Genomic DNA, 18,633 nt, shown 5'->3' on the forward strand with positions numbered 1-18,633 from the left:
GAAGGAAAAACGAATTAATTTTTGTCAAATTCATAAAACCAACTAAATCGATGGGGGAAAATCTCATGTTTAAATCAAACAAGAAACGCTTTCTCAGTCTCGCCTCACTGACACTGGCCGGTACACTGGTTCTCTCTGCATGCGGTGGAGCAAGTAGCTCCAGCAATACAGCAGGAGGATCCGATTCTTCTGGAGGAAGCGGAGACAAGGTTAAACTGACCATGTTTATCTGGGCTGGCTCCAATCAGGATGTCGTTCCAAAAGAAGTGGTTGCAAATTACGTCAAAGAGCATCCAAATGTTGAAGTTACTTTTGAAGAATCATCCAATGCAGTCATGTATCCGAAAATGGTCGCTGGCAAGCAGGCTGATCCCAACAATCCAGTTGTCAACTTTGGTTACTTCAACGCAGATGCGACGGCAAAAGGCTTGAACGATGATATGTGGGAGCCACTGGATACAAGCATCGTGACCAATATCAAGGATATCCCGGAGCAATTCCACAATCCTGACAACAAGGGTGTCGTGTGGGGAGTTTCGAGCTTCGCGCTTGTCTATAACAAAGACCTTGTAAAAACACCGCCAACAAGCTGGAATGATCTGTGGGATAACGAGGAATTCAAAGGGAAAACGGCACTTTGGGACTACATGTTCTATTCCTATATCTCTCCACTTCTTGCAGTCAAAGGACAGGAGCTTGGCGCATCGTATGAGAATCCGGAGCCAGCATTCCAGTTCTGGGCAGATCACAGTGACCAGATCGGCACATTGGTTACATCCAATGACCAGTTGAAGGCTCTTCTGGAGTCGGGAGATGCTCTGATTGCTCCTTTCAGTGCACAGGTTGCACAGACATGGATTGACGGCGGTTCTCCACTCGCTGTAGCGTATCCGAGCGAAGGAGCCATTTCCTTCCCGTACACACTTCAGGTTGTGAAGGGGTCAACACCTGAGCAGACACGTGTAGCCAACGAAATTATCAACGAGCTGCTGAGCGCAGAGGCGCTGTCACAATATGCAGAAGCAACAGGTACACCGGTAACCAGCACGACTGCTGCCGTTCCGGACAAATACAAGGACGATCCTTCCTTCTCCGTGGAAACACAGAGCAACGGGATTAGTCCTGACTGGGATGTTCTTGCTCAAAACAGCTCTTCCTGGAAGGATCTATGGGACCGACTCGTCAAAACCAAACTTCAATAAATGATGGTTTTCAGACAAACCACGATAACGGGTTCTATTTCGAACCCGTTATGGACGGGAGGGAAACAGAGATGAGCAGTGAACAAGAACTCATTTCCATTGAAACAAGAGAAGTCACAAAGACCTACGGAGAGCGAGCAGCGGTTAACCATGTGTCACTACAGGTGAAGAAGGGAGAATTCGTTTCCCTGTTAGGTCCGAGTGGCTGTGGCAAAACAACACTGCTGCGGATGCTTGGCGGACTTGAGCAGCCGGATCAGGGGTGCATTATGCTGGGAGGTCGGGATGTAACCGGCATCCCGGCCTACGGACGCAACAGCAACATGATTTTTCAGCAGCTTGCGCTATTCCCACATATGGACGTATTCAACAACATCGCCTATGGGCTAAAGGTGAAGAAGTTACCGAAAGCCGATATCAGGAAGCAGGTACACGAAATGCTTGAGCTGGTACAGCTCGGAGATTATGGCAGACGAGCTGTTTCCCAGTTATCCGGGGGGCAGGCTCAACGCGTAGCCATTGCTCGCGCGTTAATCAACAGACCCGAAGTTTTGCTGCTCGATGAGCCACTTTCCGCACTGGATATGCAGCTGCGTCTGGATATGCAGCGCGAACTGAAACGCATACAACGAGAGTTCGGCGGTACGTTCATCTTTGTAACGCATGATCAGAATGAAGCCATGAACATGTCAGATCGGATCGGCGTCATGCGCGCTGGCAAGCTGCTGCAATATGCTACGCCTGATGAAATCTATGAAAGACCGGCAGACAGCTTCGTGGCCAAGTTCATCGGCGATACCAATCTTCTGGCAACAACGGTGCTTGGACAGGATACGAATGGAATCCGGGTTGAATGCTTCGGGTATTCGCTGCTGGTGAAGACAAATGAGAACACCCCGGTTGCCCTAATAGGTGACCGGCACTCGTTGTCCATTCGCAACGAATATATTCGACTTGGAGAGGATGCGAACCCTTGCCTGAACAAGCTGGATGGACGTGTCATAGAAGCAGTGTATGGCGGGGCAAATATTCGTTACACGATCCAGATTGCTGAGGGGTTTCTGGTTCAGGCCAGTGTACTGCATCAGCGAGGAGCCTCACGTTTTAGCCCGGGGGAGCCAATCCAGATTGGCTTTGATCCGGAGGACGCGCTCTTGTTATCCGAACCTTTGCTGCTTAATCCGGTACAGGAGGAAGGGATATGAATCGGGTTACGGATCGGATCGTGAATCTGTATTCATCCAAAAACCGCCGGTGGATTACCCAGTTGCTTCTTCTGCTACCCGCTCTGACCCTGATGGGCATCGTGTATCTGGGTGGTCTGCTCATCTTTGGCAGGTACAGCTTTGATATCTATGAAAATGGCAAGCTCATCCGGGGCTGGGAGTGGGATGCCTATCATGCTTTTCTGTCCGATCCGTACTATTGGAAGCTGATAGGCACCACATTTCGCGTTGCCTTCAAGGTCACGCTATGGAGCCTGCTGCTTGCATACCCGCTAGCTTATTGTATTGCCGGCCTGAAGAAACCGGGCATGAAGCAATTGTTGCTGCTGCTTACGTTTCTTCCGCTGCTGGTCAGCGCGGTTGTTCGATCCTATGGCTGGCAGCTGCTGCTATCCAAACAGGGGTTCATGAACTGGCTGTTCATACGGCTGGGAATCACGGATGAAGGCTTCAGTATGATATATAACGAGACTGGTGTGGTTGTCGCTCTTGTTCATATTTTTCTGCCGTTCATGGTCTTTCCGATCCTGAATGTATTGTCGCAAAGTGACGCTTCGCTAAAAGCGGCTGCACAGGATCTGGGAGCAGGAAGCTGGCGGACATTCCTCACGATTACCCTGCCTTTATCAGCGAGAGGTATTGCTAGCGGGGTACAGATTGTATTCACGCTATGCCTCACGGCCTTTACAACGCCCCAACTGATTGGCGGAGGCAGAGTCATGACACTGCCGGTATTTATTTACCAGCGAACACTGGATACCAACTGGCCGATGGCTGCGGTAGCAAGTATATTCTTGCTCGTTTCTTCCATCATCGTTTCACTTTTGGTCAATAAAGGAGCCGAAATGCTGATGTTCCGTCGTTCCCGGAAGGGAGAGCAGGCTTATGGTTAAGTCGAAAAGGTTCACTAAATTGCTGCTCTATATATTTGCAGGGGCTGTAGCAGTTTATTTGCTGTTGCCACTGCTCATGATCCTATTGACATCAGTAGGTTCCGGATCGGCCAGTAAATTCCCGCCGGAAGGTCTTACCCTGAAGTGGTATGCGAATCTGGGAGAGCAGACTCAATTTCTCGTTGCATTCAAGAACAGTCTGATTGCCTCCACTGGAGCGGTATTGCTGGCGCTGATTACCGGAACACTTGCGGCGCTGGCTATCGTACATTACCCTTTCCCGGGTGCTGGCATCTTAAGAGCCTTTTTTGTATCCCCAATGGTTATGCCGAAAATTACGCTTGGTATTGCGTATCTAATTTTGTTCTCCAAAATGCATATTGCAGGCGGATTGTTCGCTCTTATTTTGGGTGAAGCGGTCATCGTGCTTCCCTTCGTGCTAACGCTTGTAGGCAGTGCATTGGCCAACCTGCAGCCCGCACACCGAGAGGCGGCAGCAGACCTTGGAGCAGGGCCACTGCGTATCTTTTTTACAATCACATTGCCACAACTTAGACTATCTCTGCTCCTTTCAGGGTCAATCGCATTTGTCTTCACTTTTGACCAGGTAGAGGCTGCACTACTGCTGCTTCGTCAGGACAGCTACACTCTGCCGATACAACTGTTTCTTTATATGGAAAAGTGGCAGGACCCGACGATCGCTGTTGTATCTGTCGTACTTATCGCTTTTGCACTGGCCTTGTTCATGATCATCAAGCTGGTATTGCGCTCCGTACCTGGACTTGAGAGTTTGTTTGGGGGCAGGAAAAACAAAAGGAGGTCTGAATCATGAACAATTCAAATCATATATCCCACAGCTCGGGTCTCAACCGGGACCGGGCGGAAGACGTAATGAAAACTCAGGGACTTCGTGCCCTGATCGCAACAACTCCGGAAAATATTCACTATGTCATCGGCTCCCAGCTACGCGCAAGCAACTGGACCATGCAGATCTACGCCATTCTACCTGCCGACCGATCCGCTCGACCATGTATCGTCATTCCGACGAATCGTTTGGGCGTTGTGGCCCAATTCGGTATCACTGGAGTAGATATATTTGCCTACAGTGACTTCTTCGTGGAAGGTTCGATCGAAGGCAAACCTTCTACGGATGACATTGATCTGTTCTACTCTCTGCTACAAACGACAGTCATTCATCCAGGGCCGATAGAAGCGCTTAAAGCTGCACTGAAACAACTCGACATCGAGAATCAACCGATTGGAATCGATGAGATGCGAATCGCTCCTGAACTTTTGGCACGGATCACGGAGGATGCGCCTCAAGGAGCAGTTGTTCACGCGTACAAGCTATTTCGCCAAATCCGCTTGGTTAAGACGCCTTTCGAAATCGAGCAGCTCCGACAGGCTGCCCAAGTCAATGAACGGATTGAGCAAGAGCTGATTGATCTGATCGCAGCCGGTGTTCATGAGAAGCAGCTTGCCGACCATTATCGGCTATCTGTGATGAAAGCAGGTGGGACTCCTGCAATGACTGCGGTAGGAGCGGGTCCGCGCAGTGCGCTGCCGCTCATCGAAAATTATTTTCATACCATCGAGTCAGGCGATCAGATCCGCTTTGATCTGTGCTTGCAACTGGAAGGATACTGGGGAGATACAGGGCGTACCGTTGTGGCAGGAGAGCCAACTCCCTGGATGAAAAAACATTTTAATGCAGTAAAAAGTGGATGGGAGACGGCACTTGAAACCGTACGCCCTGGCGTCAAGGCTTCCGACGTCTTTCATGCGGCTGTGTCTCGCGTGCAACGTGAGGGAATTCCGCATTACCGACGTCAGCATGTTGGTCATGCCATTGGCTTGGAACTGTATGACGACATGACCCTCTCTTCCGGCGACCAGCGCATACTGGAGCCCGGCATGGTGCTGTGTGTAGAGGTACCTTATTATGAGCTCGGCGCTGGTGGCTTCCAAATCGAGGACACGGTTGTTGTAACTCCAGATGGATATGAGTTTTTGACTCATATGGAGCGTAAACTGTTCATCAAATAACGATTAATGGAAGGCTTCAGCCAAGCGATCAGTCAGCAGCCGATCATGGAGCTTTCCTACCGAGAAAGTTGGAATATCATGATTCAGCAGGGAACTAAGACGTTTCGTAACATTAGCCTTGCGCTGTTTGCCGGAGGTTTTGTAACTTTTGCGTTACTTTACAGCCTCCAGCCCCTGATGCCCGAGATTAGCGAGGCATTTGCGATCTCGCCTGCACATTCCAGTCTTACCCTCTCAGTTACGACGATTGCCATGGCACTGACCATGTTGTTTATCGGTTCCTTATCTGATTCATTGGGAAGACGATTTATTATGACAGCAGCTTTAGTTGTTTCATCTATTATTGCTATGATTAGCGCGTTTAGCCCTGGATTTACCGAGTTGCTTCTACTTCGAATTCTCCAGGGAGTTGCACTTGCCGGGCTGCCCGCGACAGCCATGACATATCTGTCTGAAGAGATTGAGCCTGCCAGTCTAGGGTATGCCATGGGCCTCTATATCAGCGGAAATTCGATCGGGGGTATGGCTGGTCGTTTTATCAGCGGCGTGATCACAGACTGGTTCAGTTGGCGTGCTGCAATTGGTTTTATCGGTATTCTTGGCCTATGTGCGGCTGTTATTTTCTGGCTTGTCATCCCGCCATCCCGCCATTTTGTCAAAGCGACTCCTGGATTCAAAAAGATCATTCCGCTTTTGTGGTCACAGTGTCGGAATCCACGTCTACTTTGCCTATATGGATTGGGATTTCTTCTGATGGGGGGCTTCGTGACGTTATTCAACTACATTGGATTTGAATTGACAGGAGAACCTTATCATCTTAGCCAGTCCATCGTCGGTAGCCTTTTTGTCGTGTACCTTATGGGTACGTTGAGCAGTACCTGGATGGGCAGGCTTGCAGATCGGTATGGAAGATCGAATGTCCTTGGAATCGCGCTAGGTATTATACTGGCCGGTGCAGTCTGTACCATTCACCCCGAACTTTGGGTCAAAATAATTGGACTTGCCCTGTTTGCCTTTGGTTTCTTTGGCGGACATTCCATCGCCAGCAGCTGGGTTGGACTCGTGGCGGATCAGCATAAATCCCAGGCCAATGCCTTGTATTTGTTTTTCTACTACGTGGGATCAAGTGTCAGCGGAACTGGAGGGGGACTACTTTACAGCCATCTGGGTTGGATTGGCATTGTGGGCATGATTGGTCTGTATGTGGTAATCGGCTTTATATTGTGTCGGTTGCTTATAGAAAGGGTACAAGAACATAAGCTTACTTTTTAGCTAAACATAGATCGAAAGTTCGGTAATAAGAAGCACTCATTTTGACCCATAATCACCCAATAGTCCCTAATACAATAACTAACTTTTTTCGACAAGTATTGCATATCCCGAAATACCGAGTATAATACTGGGTAAATAGATGCAAAGGGGATGCAATAAACGATGAAAACACATGCTGAACTGAACTCACTTCTTGTTGACGATTATCTGGATCTCCTGAACATAGCGAAACAGCTAGGTGATGAGGAGTGGAAAGAGGCCATTCTGCAAGCATTGAAAGAAGAAGTGGATGCTAATCATCATCTGGATTCAACCGAGGTTAGACAGGATCTTTGGAGTCAATTTGAAGGTATTAACGAACAGATGCATGATCTGTTAATGCAACTAAAAAATGCCGAGGGTCCCGAAGAGAAAGAACAGATTATTGAAGCCATTTGGGGACTGAAAGTGGACCGCCATGCCATTACTCGCAAACTTGAAACCATGAGCCGTGCCAGCGCTGGACATCAATAAAGCTCTAACGTTTATTATAAAATAATAAAAACCCGCATGCCGCCCTATGGAATTAATAATTCATGGGTTGGCATGCGGGTTTTGTGTTTGTTGCTGTATTTGTTTAGTAAGGGTTAAAACTGTTTAGCGAGTGTACGTGCCTCTTCAATGGCTTGCTGTTTGATCTCATCTGCCCGTTCCTTATATTGGTTATGTCCTTCCACAAAAATGCCTTCAAGCTTCGGAACACCCAGGAAAGACATGATAATGCTCAGGTAACGATGACCAGATTCCATCTGAGCCGCAGGCCCTTCGGAATAAATGCCGCCACGAGCCTGAATATGCAGTGCCTTTTTGTTGGAAAGCAATCCAACCGGGCCTTGTTCCGTATAACGGAACGTTTTACCAGCCACGCAGATGGAGTCGATATAAGCCTTCATAATTGGAGGAAAAGAGAAGTTCCACATCGGTGTCACAAAAACATATTTGTCAGCAGAGGCGAATTGATCCGATAATTCATTCAAACGTTGAACCTTAGCCTTTTCTTCAGAAGTCAATTCGCTGCCGGATTGAAGTTTCCCCCAACCACTGAATACATCTGCATCAATATGAGGAATATCCGAGCGATACAAATCCAGATGAATAACCTCATCCGAGGAATGGCTTTCACGATATGCATCCACAAACGCTTTACCTGCAGCCATGCTGAAGGAAGTTTCATGATCATGAGGATGGGCAGTAATATACAATAATGTAGACATACGGTTCTTCCTCTCTATGATGTTTTTTTCCAAAAAGGGCCCACATTAATAAGCGACCGATGTAGTATGCATCGTTTATAACGTTTTATACCTGGATAGTGACCTGGTACTCAATCATGTATAATACAATGGTGTAAGGTGAATCGAACGATAATAGGAATGAGTGAGATGAGCGCATATGGGAATGGATCTGGAGAAGCAACGATTAAGCATTGAAGCAGCGAAATTGTATTATCAGTCGGATTACAGCCAGCAGGATATTGCGGTCAGGCTGGGCGTGTCACGTCCAACGGTATCTCGGTTACTTCAGTATGCGAAAGATCGCGGTTACGTTCGCATTGAAATTATGGACCCACTGGAGGATATCGACATTATCGCCGGGGAACTCAAGGCCAAGTATAATCTGGATACTGCGCTTGTATGTTTTGCCCCGTTGAAGAGTGATGAAGAAATTTTGAAACATATTAGCAAAAGAGCAGCAGATTACTTACAAGATACGGTGCAAGATGCGGACATTATTGGGGTAACCTGGGGGACAACCATGAACGCCGTAGCCCGTCAGCTTCGTCCCAAGCAAGTCAAAGGCGTGGAAGTGGTTCAACTTAAGGGAGGCGTAAGTCATTCCCACGTGAATACGTATGCGGCAGAAATTGTTCATTTATTTGCGGAAGCTTTCCATACGGTTCCCCGATATTTGCCTTTGCCCGTGATCTTCGATAACATTGAAGTCAAAAAAATGGTAGAAGCAGACCGACATATTGGCAGGATCGTGGAACTTGGCCGACAGGCGAATATTGCCATGTTTACCGTAGGTACAGTGAAGGAAGATGCACTTTTGTTCAGACTGGGGTACTTTAATGATGAAGAACAGCAATTGCTGATGCATTCAGGTGCAGGTGACATTTGTTCACGTTTTTTTGACGCCGAGGGCCGCTTGATCAGTGATGAGATTAACAACAGAACCGTCGGAATTGACCTGGCCGAGCTGCGAAATAAGGAAAAATCGATTCTCGTGGCCGGGGGAAAACGTAAAATAGAAGCCATTCATGCTGCGCTCAAAGGTCATTACGCCAACATTTTGGTAACAGATCAATACACAGCTCAGGCTTTGCTCCGATTATAATTCAATGGATGACAACATCTGCCACGCGACATGGGCGGATGTTTTGCTTTCTTAGACAGAAGCTATACTGTACGATTTCATCTTGGTGAGGGAATCCTTTTGTTTAATGAAGTTGCCATGGAATGTGTTAAGATTTCAATGATGAACAAAAGTTCATATTGATTTTTACATATGTTCATGTTAGGGTAGGGATATAGAAAATAACTAGTTCAGATAAGGGGAGATTTAATTGACTACACCACAATTAGCCAAAATGATAGATCATACCTTGCTTCGTGCAGATGCAACACAAAGTGAAATGGCCAAATTGACCGAAGAAGCGAAACAATATCAATTTGCTTCTGTATGTGTTAACCCAGGCTGGGTTGCTTATGCTGCTGAACAGCTTCAAGGTACTGGCGTAGATATTTGTACCGTTATTGGTTTCCCTCTGGGAGCTTCCACTTCCGAGACCAAAGCATTTGAAACTAAAGACGCGATTGCTAAAGGTGCTACTGAGGTGGACATGGTCATCAACATTAGTGCTTTGAAAGACGGCAAAGATGAGTTTGTGGAACAGGATATTCGTGCAGTTGTTGAAGCAGCAGCGGGTAAAGCTTTGGTGAAAGTCATTATCGAAACTTGTCTGTTGACGGATGAAGAGAAAGTACGTGCATGTCAGGCAGCAGTAAAAGCTGGAGCTGATTTTGTCAAAACGTCCACAGGTTTCTCTACGGGTGGAGCAACACCAGAAGACATCGCTTTGATGCGTCGTACCGTAGGTCCAGATGTAGGCGTTAAAGCTTCCGGCGGCGTGCGTAGTCTGGAAGACATGCAAAAAATGATCGATGCAGGAGCAACTCGGATTGGCGCAAGTTCCGGTGTGAAAATCATGCAAGGCGAACAATCTACATCTAATTATTAAATCGTGAGTAACTTAGCTCGATAAATTCCACTAGATGGAATGCTTGGATGCTTTAAAAGGGTTTAACTTGTTCTTCATATCTATAAATGGATGTGGAGAACAAGTTTAAAGCTGATCCAAATTTTCTATATTTTTAATTAAAACAGAATCATAAAAAACCGAATTTATTGTAAGCGCTTCAACCGTTTTCTGAAAGGTTAATTCATCACATATATGGGAAACCTTTGAGCTGAATGATCATCCGGCTTAACTACCTTCAAAGGAGAGATAGAATGAAATTCCTAATTGCCCTTCTTGGTATACTTGTTGTCTTTGGACTAGCTTATCTGGTCAGCAACGGTAAGAAGAAGATCCGATATCGTCCACTAATTATCATGATTGTTTTGCAAGTTATATTGGGATACGCATTGTTGAACACAGAAATCGGTACGTTTTTGATTGGCGGTTTCGCGACTGTATTTGAAAGTTTGCTTGGCTATGCAAATGACGGTATCTCATTTGTATTTGGTGGCTTGACTACCGTTGGTGCAGATAGTGGGGGCGCGCCGTTCTTCCTCAGTGTATTGATGCCGATCGTCGTCATCTCAGCGCTCATTGGGATATTGCAGTATATCCGAATCTTACCTTTTGTTATAAAATATATTGGTCTGGTATTAAGCAAAGTCAACGGAATGGGCAAACTGGAATCATATAACGCGGTTGCTTCGGCTGTATTGGGGCAATCTGAAGTGTTCATTTCTGTGAAAAAACAAATTGGGTTGCTGCCAAAACATCGGCTGTACACCTTGTGTGCCTCGGCGATGTCCACGGTATCGATGTCGATTGTCGGTGCCTATATGTCCATGATTGATCCGAAATATGTGGTTACGGCACTTGTGCTGAATCTGTTTGGCGGTTTTATCATTGCTTCCATCGTGAATCCTTATGAGGTTTCCGAGGAAGAAGATATATTGGAAGTACAGGAAGAGGAAAAACAATCCTTCTTCGAAATGTTGGGCGAGTACATTTTGGATGGTTTCAAAGTTGCCATCGTCGTAGCAGCAATGTTAATCGGTTTTGTTGCTTTGATCGCACTGGTTAACGGGATCTTCAGTGCAGTGCTCGGCATTTCGTTCCAGGAACTGCTTGGTTATGTGTTTGCACCATTTGCCTTCATTATGGGTGTTCCGTGGAAAGAAGCGATTCAAGCGGGAAGTATTATGGCTACCAAAATGGTATCCAACGAATTCGTTGCCATGCTTGATCTGACCAAACAGACTACATTGTCTGCCAGAACAACAGGTATCGTATCCGTCTTCCTCGTATCGTTCGCCAACTTCTCCTCGATCGGTATTATTGCCGGTGCGGTGAAGGGACTTCATGAGAAACAAGGTAATGTGGTGGCCCGCTTCGGTCTGAAACTGCTTTACGGTGCATCGCTTGTCAGCGTGCTGTCTGCGATCATCGCCGGACTGTTCTTGTAAAAGCCGGATTATTGGAAGGAGTGCTTAAGTTATGTCAACATTCAAAAGAGTACATCTGATCGTTATGGATTCAGTGGGAATTGGTGAAGCGCCGGATGCAGCGGAATTCGATGATTTCGATGTCGATACCTTTGGTCACATTGCACGTGAACGCGGAGGATTGAAGATGCCGCATATGGCCAGTCTTGGACTGTCCAATATTAAGGAAATTGAAGGTGTGCCTGTAGCGGATGCACCAAAAGCCTTTTACACCAAGATGCAGGAAGCATCCAGAGGAAAAGACACCATGACGGGTCACTGGGAACTGATGGGCCTGTACATTGATACGCCATTCCGCGTGTTCGCAGACGGATTCCCGGATGAGTTGATTCAACGCATTGAGGAAAAAACAGGCCGTAAAGTGATCGGTAACAAACCGGCCAGCGGCACGGAAATTCTGGATGAGCTGGGTGCAGAGCATGTTGAAACTGGCGCGCTCATCGTATACACATCCGCGGATTCGGTTTTGCAAATTGCGGCACATGAGGACGTTGTACCATTGAAGGAACTGTATGAGATCTGTGAGTTCTGCCGTGAAATTACACTTGAAGATCCGTATATGCTGGGCCGCATTATTGCTCGTCCATTTGTAGGTGAAGCGGGTGACTGGAAGCGTACAGCTAACCGTCATGATTACGCGCTCAAACCTTTTGGCCGTACCGTGATGAATGAACTTAAAGATGGTGGATTTGACGTGATTGCTTTGGGTAAAATCGCAGATATCTACGATGGCGAAGGTGTAACCAAGTCTGTACGTACCGTCTCCAACATGGATGGCATGGACAAACTGTCCGAAACGATGGATGAGGCGTTCACTGGACTCAGCTTCCTGAACCTGGTTGACTTCGATGCCCTGTTCGGTCACCGTCGTGATCCACAAGGTTATGCTCAAGCACTTGAAGAGTATGATGCTCGTCTGCCAGAGATCTTCAGCAAAATGACAGACGATGATCTGCTGCTCATTACAGCTGACCATGGTAATGACCCAACTTACCGCGGAACGGACCATACACGTGAGTATGTGCCACTGCTTGTGTATTCTCCACGCTTCAGTGGGGGCAAAAAGCTTGAACTGCGCAGTACGTTTGCGGATGTTGGAGCAACAGTAGCTGAGAACTTCGGAGTGAAACTGCCTGAATATGGCACAAGCTTCCTGAAGGATTTGAAATAGTCAACATTTTTATCTTTAACTGAACTTGGGGAAAGCTGTTATTTTCTTGAAGCATAAAGTTGGACAGGATAACCACGGGGACAGCTTCGGCTGTTCCGGTTCCTGGCCTTCATTCAATCATATGGATAACTGGAGGAGATTTAATCATGAGTACACATATTGGAGCTAAACCCGGAGATATCGCAGAAACAATCCTTTTGCCAGGAGATCCATTGCGTGCAAAATTTATTGCAGATACGTACCTTGAAGATGTCGTTTGTTACAACGAAGTTCGAGGAATGCTCGGATTCACGGGTACATATCAAGGACACCGTATCTCGGTGCAAGGCTCGGGCATGGGGATTCCATCGTTCAGCATCTATGCCAACGAACTGATCAGCGAATACGGTGTAAAAAACCTGATTCGTGTTGGAACTTGCGGAGGTATGCAAGAACATGTACGTGTTCGTGATGTTATCCTTGCTCAAGCTTCATGTACCGATTCCAGCATGAACAAACTCGTATTTGGTGGATATGACTTCTCCCCGATCGCGTCGTTCTCACTGCTGAAAGAAGCCTATGACCGCGCAACTGCCAAAGGCATGAAAATTCACGTCGGTAACGTATTCAGCTCGGATTCCTTCTATCGTGACGATCGTTCCGTGACTGAGAAATTGATGCAGCACGGCGTACTGGGCGTTGAGATGGAAACAACTGCACTGTACACACTCGCAGCCAAATTTGGCGTAAATGCACTCACGATCCTGACTGTAAGTGACCACTTGCTGACAGGTGAAGAGACTTCCGCCGAAGAGCGCCAAAAAACGTTCAACGACATGATGGTAGTAGCACTGGATACAGCAATTACGCTGTAAAAATCACTTAATTTATCAATATCAATTGATTTTAATTGAAACTTTTGTTTTAAGCACGTAGTGGAGGAACCGGAATCGATTCTGTAGAAGCGAAGCGTTCGCCTTTGTCTCCGAGTTTTCTCCATTTGTAAATGGATCAAAAAAACTTGGAGACAACAGCGATCGAAGGAACGATCCGGAGCCGTAACGGTCTAACAACAAAGTGTTCTATACAAATCACCCACAACGAAGGAGAGATCATCATGAGAATGGTAGACATTATTGCTAAGAAACGCGACGGAAAAGAACTGACAACAGCTGAGATTGATTTTGTTGTTCAAGGATACACACAAGGCGAAATCCCTGATTATCAAGTCAGCGCTTGGGCGATGGCTGTATTCTTCAAGGATATGACTGATAAGGAACGCGCAGATTTGACCATGTCCATGGTGAACTCGGGCGAGACCATTGATCTATCCGCAATCGAAGGTATCAAGGTAGACAAGCACTCCACAGGAGGCGTTGGCGATACTACAACGCTGGTACTGGCACCGCTTGTTGCTGCTCTGGATGTTCCAGTTGCCAAAATGTCCGGACGTGGATTGGGTCACACTGGTGGTACAACAGACAAACTGGAATCTGTTGCAGGTTTCCACGTCGAGTTGGAGAAAGAAGAGTTCATCCGCCTCGTTAACGAACATAAAGTTGCCGTTATCGGTCAAAGTGGCAACCTCACGCCGGCAGACAAAAAGCTCTATGCATTGCGTGACGTTACAGCTACCGTTAACTCCATCCCACTGATCGCAAGCTCTATCATGAGTAAGAAAATTGCAGCAGGTGCCGATGCGATCGTATTGGATGTCAAAACGGGTGCTGGTGCATTCATGAAGACAACAGAAGATGCAAAAGAACTGGCACATGCCATGGTAAGCATCGGTAACAATGTAGGACGTAAAACAATGGCTGTCATTTCCGATATGTCTCAACCACTGGGCCTCGCTATCGGTAACGCGCTTGAAGTGAAAGAAGCCATTCTTACGCTGCAAGGTAAAGGACCGAAAGATCTGGAAGAACTCTGTCTGGCGCTTGGACGTCAAATGGTATTCCTTGCTGGTAAAGCAGACTCCCTGGAGCATGCTGAGGAGAAATTGAAAGAAGTGATCCAGAACGGTAAAGCGCTGGAGAAATTCAAGGACTTCCTGGCAAATCAAGGCGGAGACGCTTCAGTTGTAGATCACCCGGATCGCTTGCCACAAGCGAAATATCTGGTTGAAGTACCAGCGGATAAAGACGGATATGTAGCTGGTATCGTCGCTGACGAAATCGGTACTGCAGCAATGCTGCTCGGCGCAGGCCGTGCAACAAAAGAGTCCGAGATCGATCTTGCTGTGGGCTTGATGCTCAACAAAAAAGTGGGTGACCAGGTTAAAGCTGGTGAATCACTCGTAACCATCCATGCGAATCGTGAAGACGTAGCAGACGTAATCGCGAAGATCAAAGAGAACATTACTATTGCAGATCATGCAGATGCTCCTGTATTGGTTCATGATATCGTAACTGAATAATATATCAGGTAAACAAGGTTAACCTGATGCCGGAATAAAATTTAAAGCCCCGAAGTTATGCATTCCATAGCTTCGGGGCTTTTCTTATTTATTTTGCAATTCATCATACGTCACAACTGAATTTGCACTGGTATAAATGTATGGGGTAGATGGCTGATCGACCGGAGTTACCTTCGTCGCCCGAATCTCAATGGTGTCCTCACCATTCACTTGAGCAGAACCAATGGTGCCATCGATTTGTACCCAGCTGTCTGTAGGATAGCTGTCTGCATTCGGGACATGAATCATCACGCCAAAGGGTGCCGCGTCTGCTGGGCAGCACATCACGAGAAATCGCCCTAATGCAAAATGAGATTCATGCTCCATACTTTTGTCTCGATATACAAACCCGGTAAGGCTGATAGCCTTGCCTGCAAATTGTCGTTGGAACATATCGATCGAACCTAATGTCTCGGAGAAGATTTCAGGATATACCTTTATGACTGATTCCGCATATAACTTCTCTGCCAGTTTGGCAAATTCACGACTGTACTCATCCGGGGGAACGAATTGTACTTTCGTGGCAGGCACAGATGATTCAACATTTGCAGTTTTTTTGGATAGATCTTTAATGTCCAGTTCTACTGTATCAGATAAGGGTTCTTTTCGACGAATTTCCGGAGGTCCATAGGTTCGGGACATGCCTTTTTGACTGGCCATAGAACTGCCTAGTGCCTGATCCGGCAAAAGAAAACCAAGTACTAATGGAATGGCAATCAATCCATACATCAGCGAGCTGCGTCCCCATCCTGAAGGAGGCGGATGCTCACAGTCGCAATGGAGCTGGCTATTACCGAATAGTCCGTGCCAGGCCATGATGGCGGCAATAAACAAAAAGGGAACAGGGCAGCAGAGTAGCAATCGCTGCATCGTCGGCGCCAAGTAATAATGAAGAGAATCCGTTGTATTCAAATGAATGATGTATACGGCGAGCCCGCCGATCCACAGCGCACGAATCAGGTTATGCCACTGGATAGGGTGAGATTTGGTAACCGGAGCTTTGGTCACTGTATAACCAGGATGGTTCATGTAATCACCTCTTTTGATCAGATCAGATAATACATTCATACATGCTCATGCCAAAAGGTTAATCAACCACGATCCCGCGAAAACCAACGCAATAATCACCAGGCTCAAGCCAATAACAAACCGGGTGCGGAAGGTGGAGAGCAGCATCAATGTGCTTTTGAAATCAAGCATTGGACCGAGAACGAGAAAGGATAATAGCGGCCCTAACGCAAACGTGTGAGAGAAGGCTGAGGCTACGAACGCATCGGATGTCGAACAGAGAGACAATACATACGCAAAACCCATCATGAAAGCATAGGAGGCAACAGGCCCGTTACCCAGAGAAATGAGATCACTGCGGCTGATAAAGGTTTGAATGCAGGCTGTTATTAGAGCACCAATCACCAAATATTTGCTCATATCAACAAATTCGTCACCCGCATGGATGAAAAAGCTGCGCCAGTTTTTATCGTGCACGTGATCATGATCGGTAGAATGGGAATGAGGCTGTGCCATTTTAAATCCGGGATGTGTCTTGACCTCCGTCACTGTAGCCTTCGGTTTACGCAATGGATTCTGGCGGACGAACATATACACCAGACCACCGATCGCAGCTGCTACAGCAAAGGCCAGTCCCATACGGGCGATCGTAATTTCGGGATGGGAAGGAAAAGCGAGCAGGGTCGCGGTAAAGACAATTGGATTTACTACAGGGCCGCTAAGAATAAAGGTCACCGCGATATAGGGGGGCATGCCTTTATGCATCAACCGTCGAACGACCGGAATCATGCCACATTCGCAGATGGGGAAAACGATTCCCAGCAGACCCGCTACCAGCACGCCTCCGACGGGGTTCTTAGGCGTTAGTTTGCGAATCATTTCCTCAGATACAAACCATTGCATTAGCGAAGATAACAGCACCCCTATGAGCAGAAATGGAGCGGCTTCGAGGAAAATGCTGATGAATACTGTTTTCATATTTTGTAAGGCTTCACTGTTCCATGCTCCTTTCAGATTGGGAGCCATCGTGATCAACACGGGAACAAGAAATGCACAGGGAATCAGGAATGACAGGAGCTTAAGATTGGCTGCCATTTTCATGGGATAAACCTCCAGAACCGGGACTTTGGTAAAATATATGCTTGTACCGTCCCCATCATACTCGTTCGCAGTAATTAATCAACATTTTTACGATTTACATATCTGGACCTTGAAAACTTCTAATGTTGACAAAAGAAACGATGTTCAGTTATAGTTTATTTTGTTAATCGTAATAATTACAATTAAGTAATGGTTATTTTTCAGCCCATCGGTCGAGTGTAAGCTACATAGCATTCCGATTTTTTTAGTTTTAAGAGGATAAATGGAAGGGAGTAATTAAAATGACAGAACAACAACAAGTACTACCCCGAGTTCCGGTTACGGTTTTAAGTGGATATCTGGGCGCAGGCAAAACGACATTGCTTAACCATGTGCTTCATAATCGAGAGGGTATGCGAGTCGCTGTCATTGTGAATGACCTGAGTGAAGTTAATATTGACGCTGGTTTAATCCGGGATGGTGGTGGATTGTCATGTATTGATGAGAAGCTGGTAGAGATGTCCAATGGCTGCATCTGCTGCACGCTGCGTGAGGATTTGCTGAAAGAGGTGGAACGGCTTGCGCTGGACGGTTCTTTTGACTATATATTGATTGAATCGACAGGTATTGGAGAGCCAGTCCCCGTTGCCCAGACATTTACGTATATCGATGAAGAGCTGGGGATCGATTTAACGAAATTTACGCGGCTCGATACGATGGTGACGGTAGTGGATGCTGCCCAGTTCTGGCGTGACTTCAATTCCAAAGAAACGTTGAAGGATCGGGGGCAGGAAGCCGGGGATGATGATGTACGGGGGATCGTTCATCTGCTGACGGATCAGGTTGAATTCTGTGATGTGCTGATTTTGAACAAGTGTGATCTGGTATCGGAAGATGAATTACTCAAACTTGAGAAAGCACTACACGCGATGCAGCCGGAAGCCCGACTTATTCGCACCACACATGGACAGATTGACCCAAGGGAGATATTGAATACCGGACGGTTTGATTTTGAAAAAGCAAGCCAGTCTGCGGGCTGGATCCGCGAATTAATGAAGGAAGAGCACACACCTGAGACAGAGGAGTATGGCATTCACTCATTTGTGTACCACCGGAAACGTCCGTTTCATCCGGAGCGTTTGCTGCGTTGGATTGCGAAATGGCCTGATAGTATTGTGCGTTCCAAAGGCTTAATGTGGCTGGCTACACGTAACCATATGGCGGTGTCGTTCAGTCATGCGGGAACATCCAAGCAGTTGGGACCAGCCGGGTTGTGGGTAGGCGCGATGAGTGACGAAGAGCGACAAATGCATTTTGGTGATACTCTTCCGCCTATTCCGGATTGGGATGAGCAGTGGGGCGATCGGGTTACGAAACTGGTGTTTATCGGGATAGACATGGACCGAGCGGAGATCGAACGGACGTTAGATGAGACGCTCCTTACAGAAGAAGAGATGCAAATGAACTGGCGAGAACTGAAAGATCCATTTCCAGCGTGGAGTTGACAAACATAAAA

General features: G+C 46.9%; 17 protein-coding genes. 14 read left to right on the plus strand and 3 right to left on the minus strand.

Translation table 11 applies throughout. The features are described from left to right. Nucleotides 1-65: 65 nt before the first annotated feature. From BLV50_RS05925 to BLV50_RS05955, 7 genes are all read left to right on the plus strand, one after another. Nucleotides 66-1,202 carry an ABC transporter substrate-binding protein gene (locus BLV50_RS05925; protein ID WP_090806443.1) on the plus strand — a complete coding sequence of 379 codons (1,137 nt, stop codon included), beginning with the start codon at nt 66-68 and terminating at the stop codon, nt 1,200-1,202. Nucleotides 1,203-1,273: 71 nt separating this feature from the next. Beyond that, on the plus strand, nt 1,274-2,407 hold the full coding sequence (locus tag BLV50_RS05930; RefSeq protein ID WP_079695970.1) for an ABC transporter ATP-binding protein: 1,134 nt from the start codon (nt 1,274-1,276) through the stop codon (nt 2,405-2,407). Further along, a complete protein-coding gene (locus BLV50_RS05935) occupies nt 2,404-3,321 on the plus strand; it encodes an ABC transporter permease (protein ID WP_063563900.1) in 918 nt (305 codons plus the stop codon). The genes BLV50_RS05930 and BLV50_RS05935 overlap by 4 nt, the downstream gene beginning before the upstream one ends. Next, nucleotides 3,314-4,153, plus strand: coding sequence for an ABC transporter permease (locus BLV50_RS05940; RefSeq protein ID WP_064638110.1), 840 nt, complete (start codon nt 3,314-3,316; stop codon nt 4,151-4,153). The genes BLV50_RS05935 and BLV50_RS05940 overlap by 8 nt, the downstream gene beginning before the upstream one ends. Continuing rightward, a complete protein-coding gene (locus BLV50_RS05945) occupies nt 4,150-5,367 on the plus strand; it encodes a M24 family metallopeptidase (RefSeq protein WP_063563898.1) in 1,218 nt (405 codons plus the stop codon). Before BLV50_RS05940 ends, BLV50_RS05945 begins: the two co-directional genes overlap by 4 nt. Nucleotides 5,368-5,445: 78 nt before the next feature. Further along, the gene (locus BLV50_RS05950) at nt 5,446-6,639 is read left to right on the plus strand and encodes an MFS transporter (RefSeq protein WP_090807502.1); all 1,194 of its coding nucleotides are present in this window, start codon (nt 5,446-5,448) and stop codon (nt 6,637-6,639) included. 162 nt (nt 6,640-6,801) lie between these two features. Beyond that, on the plus strand, nt 6,802-7,152 hold the full coding sequence (locus tag BLV50_RS05955) for a hypothetical protein (protein ID WP_063563897.1): 351 nt from the start codon (nt 6,802-6,804) through the stop codon (nt 7,150-7,152). A gap of 113 nt (nt 7,153-7,265) precedes the next feature. On the opposite strand, the gene BLV50_RS05960 is transcribed toward BLV50_RS05955, so the two are convergent. After that, nucleotides 7,266-7,892: an FMN-dependent NADH-azoreductase gene (locus BLV50_RS05960; protein ID WP_063563896.1), complete on the minus strand. Its 627-nt coding sequence runs from the start codon at nt 7,890-7,892 to the stop codon at nt 7,266-7,268. Nucleotides 7,893-8,076: 184 nt separating this feature from the next. Here BLV50_RS05960 and BLV50_RS05965 point away from each other — a divergent pair, with 184 nt between their 5' ends. The 6 genes from BLV50_RS05965 to BLV50_RS05990 all read left to right on the plus strand — a co-directional run bounded on the left by BLV50_RS05965 (nt 8,077) and on the right by BLV50_RS05990 (nt 14,990). Then, nucleotides 8,077-9,015: a sugar-binding transcriptional regulator gene (locus BLV50_RS05965; protein ID WP_063563981.1), complete on the plus strand. Its 939-nt coding sequence runs from the start codon at nt 8,077-8,079 to the stop codon at nt 9,013-9,015. 253 nt (nt 9,016-9,268) lie between these two features. Then, nucleotides 9,269-9,919 carry a deoxyribose-phosphate aldolase gene (gene deoC, locus BLV50_RS05970; protein ID WP_072733500.1) on the plus strand — a complete coding sequence of 217 codons (651 nt, stop codon included), beginning with the start codon at nt 9,269-9,271 and terminating at the stop codon, nt 9,917-9,919. 272 nt (nt 9,920-10,191) lie between these two features. After that, nucleotides 10,192-11,382, plus strand: coding sequence for a NupC/NupG family nucleoside CNT transporter (locus BLV50_RS05975; protein ID WP_053780590.1), 1,191 nt, complete (start codon nt 10,192-10,194; stop codon nt 11,380-11,382). Nucleotides 11,383-11,413: 31 nt separating this feature from the next. Beyond that, the gene (gene deoB, locus BLV50_RS05980) at nt 11,414-12,592 is read left to right on the plus strand and encodes a phosphopentomutase (RefSeq protein ID WP_072732935.1); all 1,179 of its coding nucleotides are present in this window, start codon (nt 11,414-11,416) and stop codon (nt 12,590-12,592) included. Between the two features lie 146 nt (nt 12,593-12,738). After that, nucleotides 12,739-13,446, plus strand: a complete 708-nt coding sequence (gene deoD / locus BLV50_RS05985; protein WP_063563894.1) for a purine-nucleoside phosphorylase — start codon at nt 12,739-12,741, stop codon at nt 13,444-13,446. A gap of 242 nt (nt 13,447-13,688) precedes the next feature. Then, the gene (locus tag BLV50_RS05990; protein WP_064638097.1) at nt 13,689-14,990 is read left to right on the plus strand and encodes a pyrimidine-nucleoside phosphorylase; all 1,302 of its coding nucleotides are present in this window, start codon (nt 13,689-13,691) and stop codon (nt 14,988-14,990) included. Between the two features lie 84 nt (nt 14,991-15,074). On the opposite strand, the gene BLV50_RS05995 is transcribed toward BLV50_RS05990, so the two are convergent. Continuing rightward, nucleotides 15,075-16,097 carry a TIGR03943 family putative permease subunit gene (locus BLV50_RS05995; RefSeq protein WP_256337866.1) on the minus strand — a complete coding sequence of 341 codons (1,023 nt, stop codon included), beginning with the start codon at nt 16,095-16,097 and terminating at the stop codon, nt 15,075-15,077. Nucleotides 16,098-16,103: 6 nt separating this feature from the next. Beyond that, nucleotides 16,104-17,138 (minus strand): permease, encoded by a 1,035-nt coding sequence (locus BLV50_RS06000; protein WP_072732936.1) that lies wholly within the window; start codon nt 17,136-17,138, stop codon nt 16,104-16,106. Nucleotides 17,139-17,419: 281 nt separating this feature from the next. Between BLV50_RS06000 and BLV50_RS06005 the strand changes: the two genes are divergently transcribed. Then, nucleotides 17,420-18,622, plus strand: a complete 1,203-nt coding sequence (locus BLV50_RS06005; RefSeq protein ID WP_090806448.1) for a GTP-binding protein — start codon at nt 17,420-17,422, stop codon at nt 18,620-18,622. The last annotated feature ends 11 nt before the right edge of the window (nt 18,623-18,633 follow it).

Origin of the sequence: Paenibacillus sp. 276b (assembly GCF_900107875.1) — a bacterium.
In the GTDB taxonomy this organism is placed as follows: Bacteria; Bacillota; Bacilli; order Paenibacillales; family Paenibacillaceae; genus Paenibacillus; species Paenibacillus marchantiae.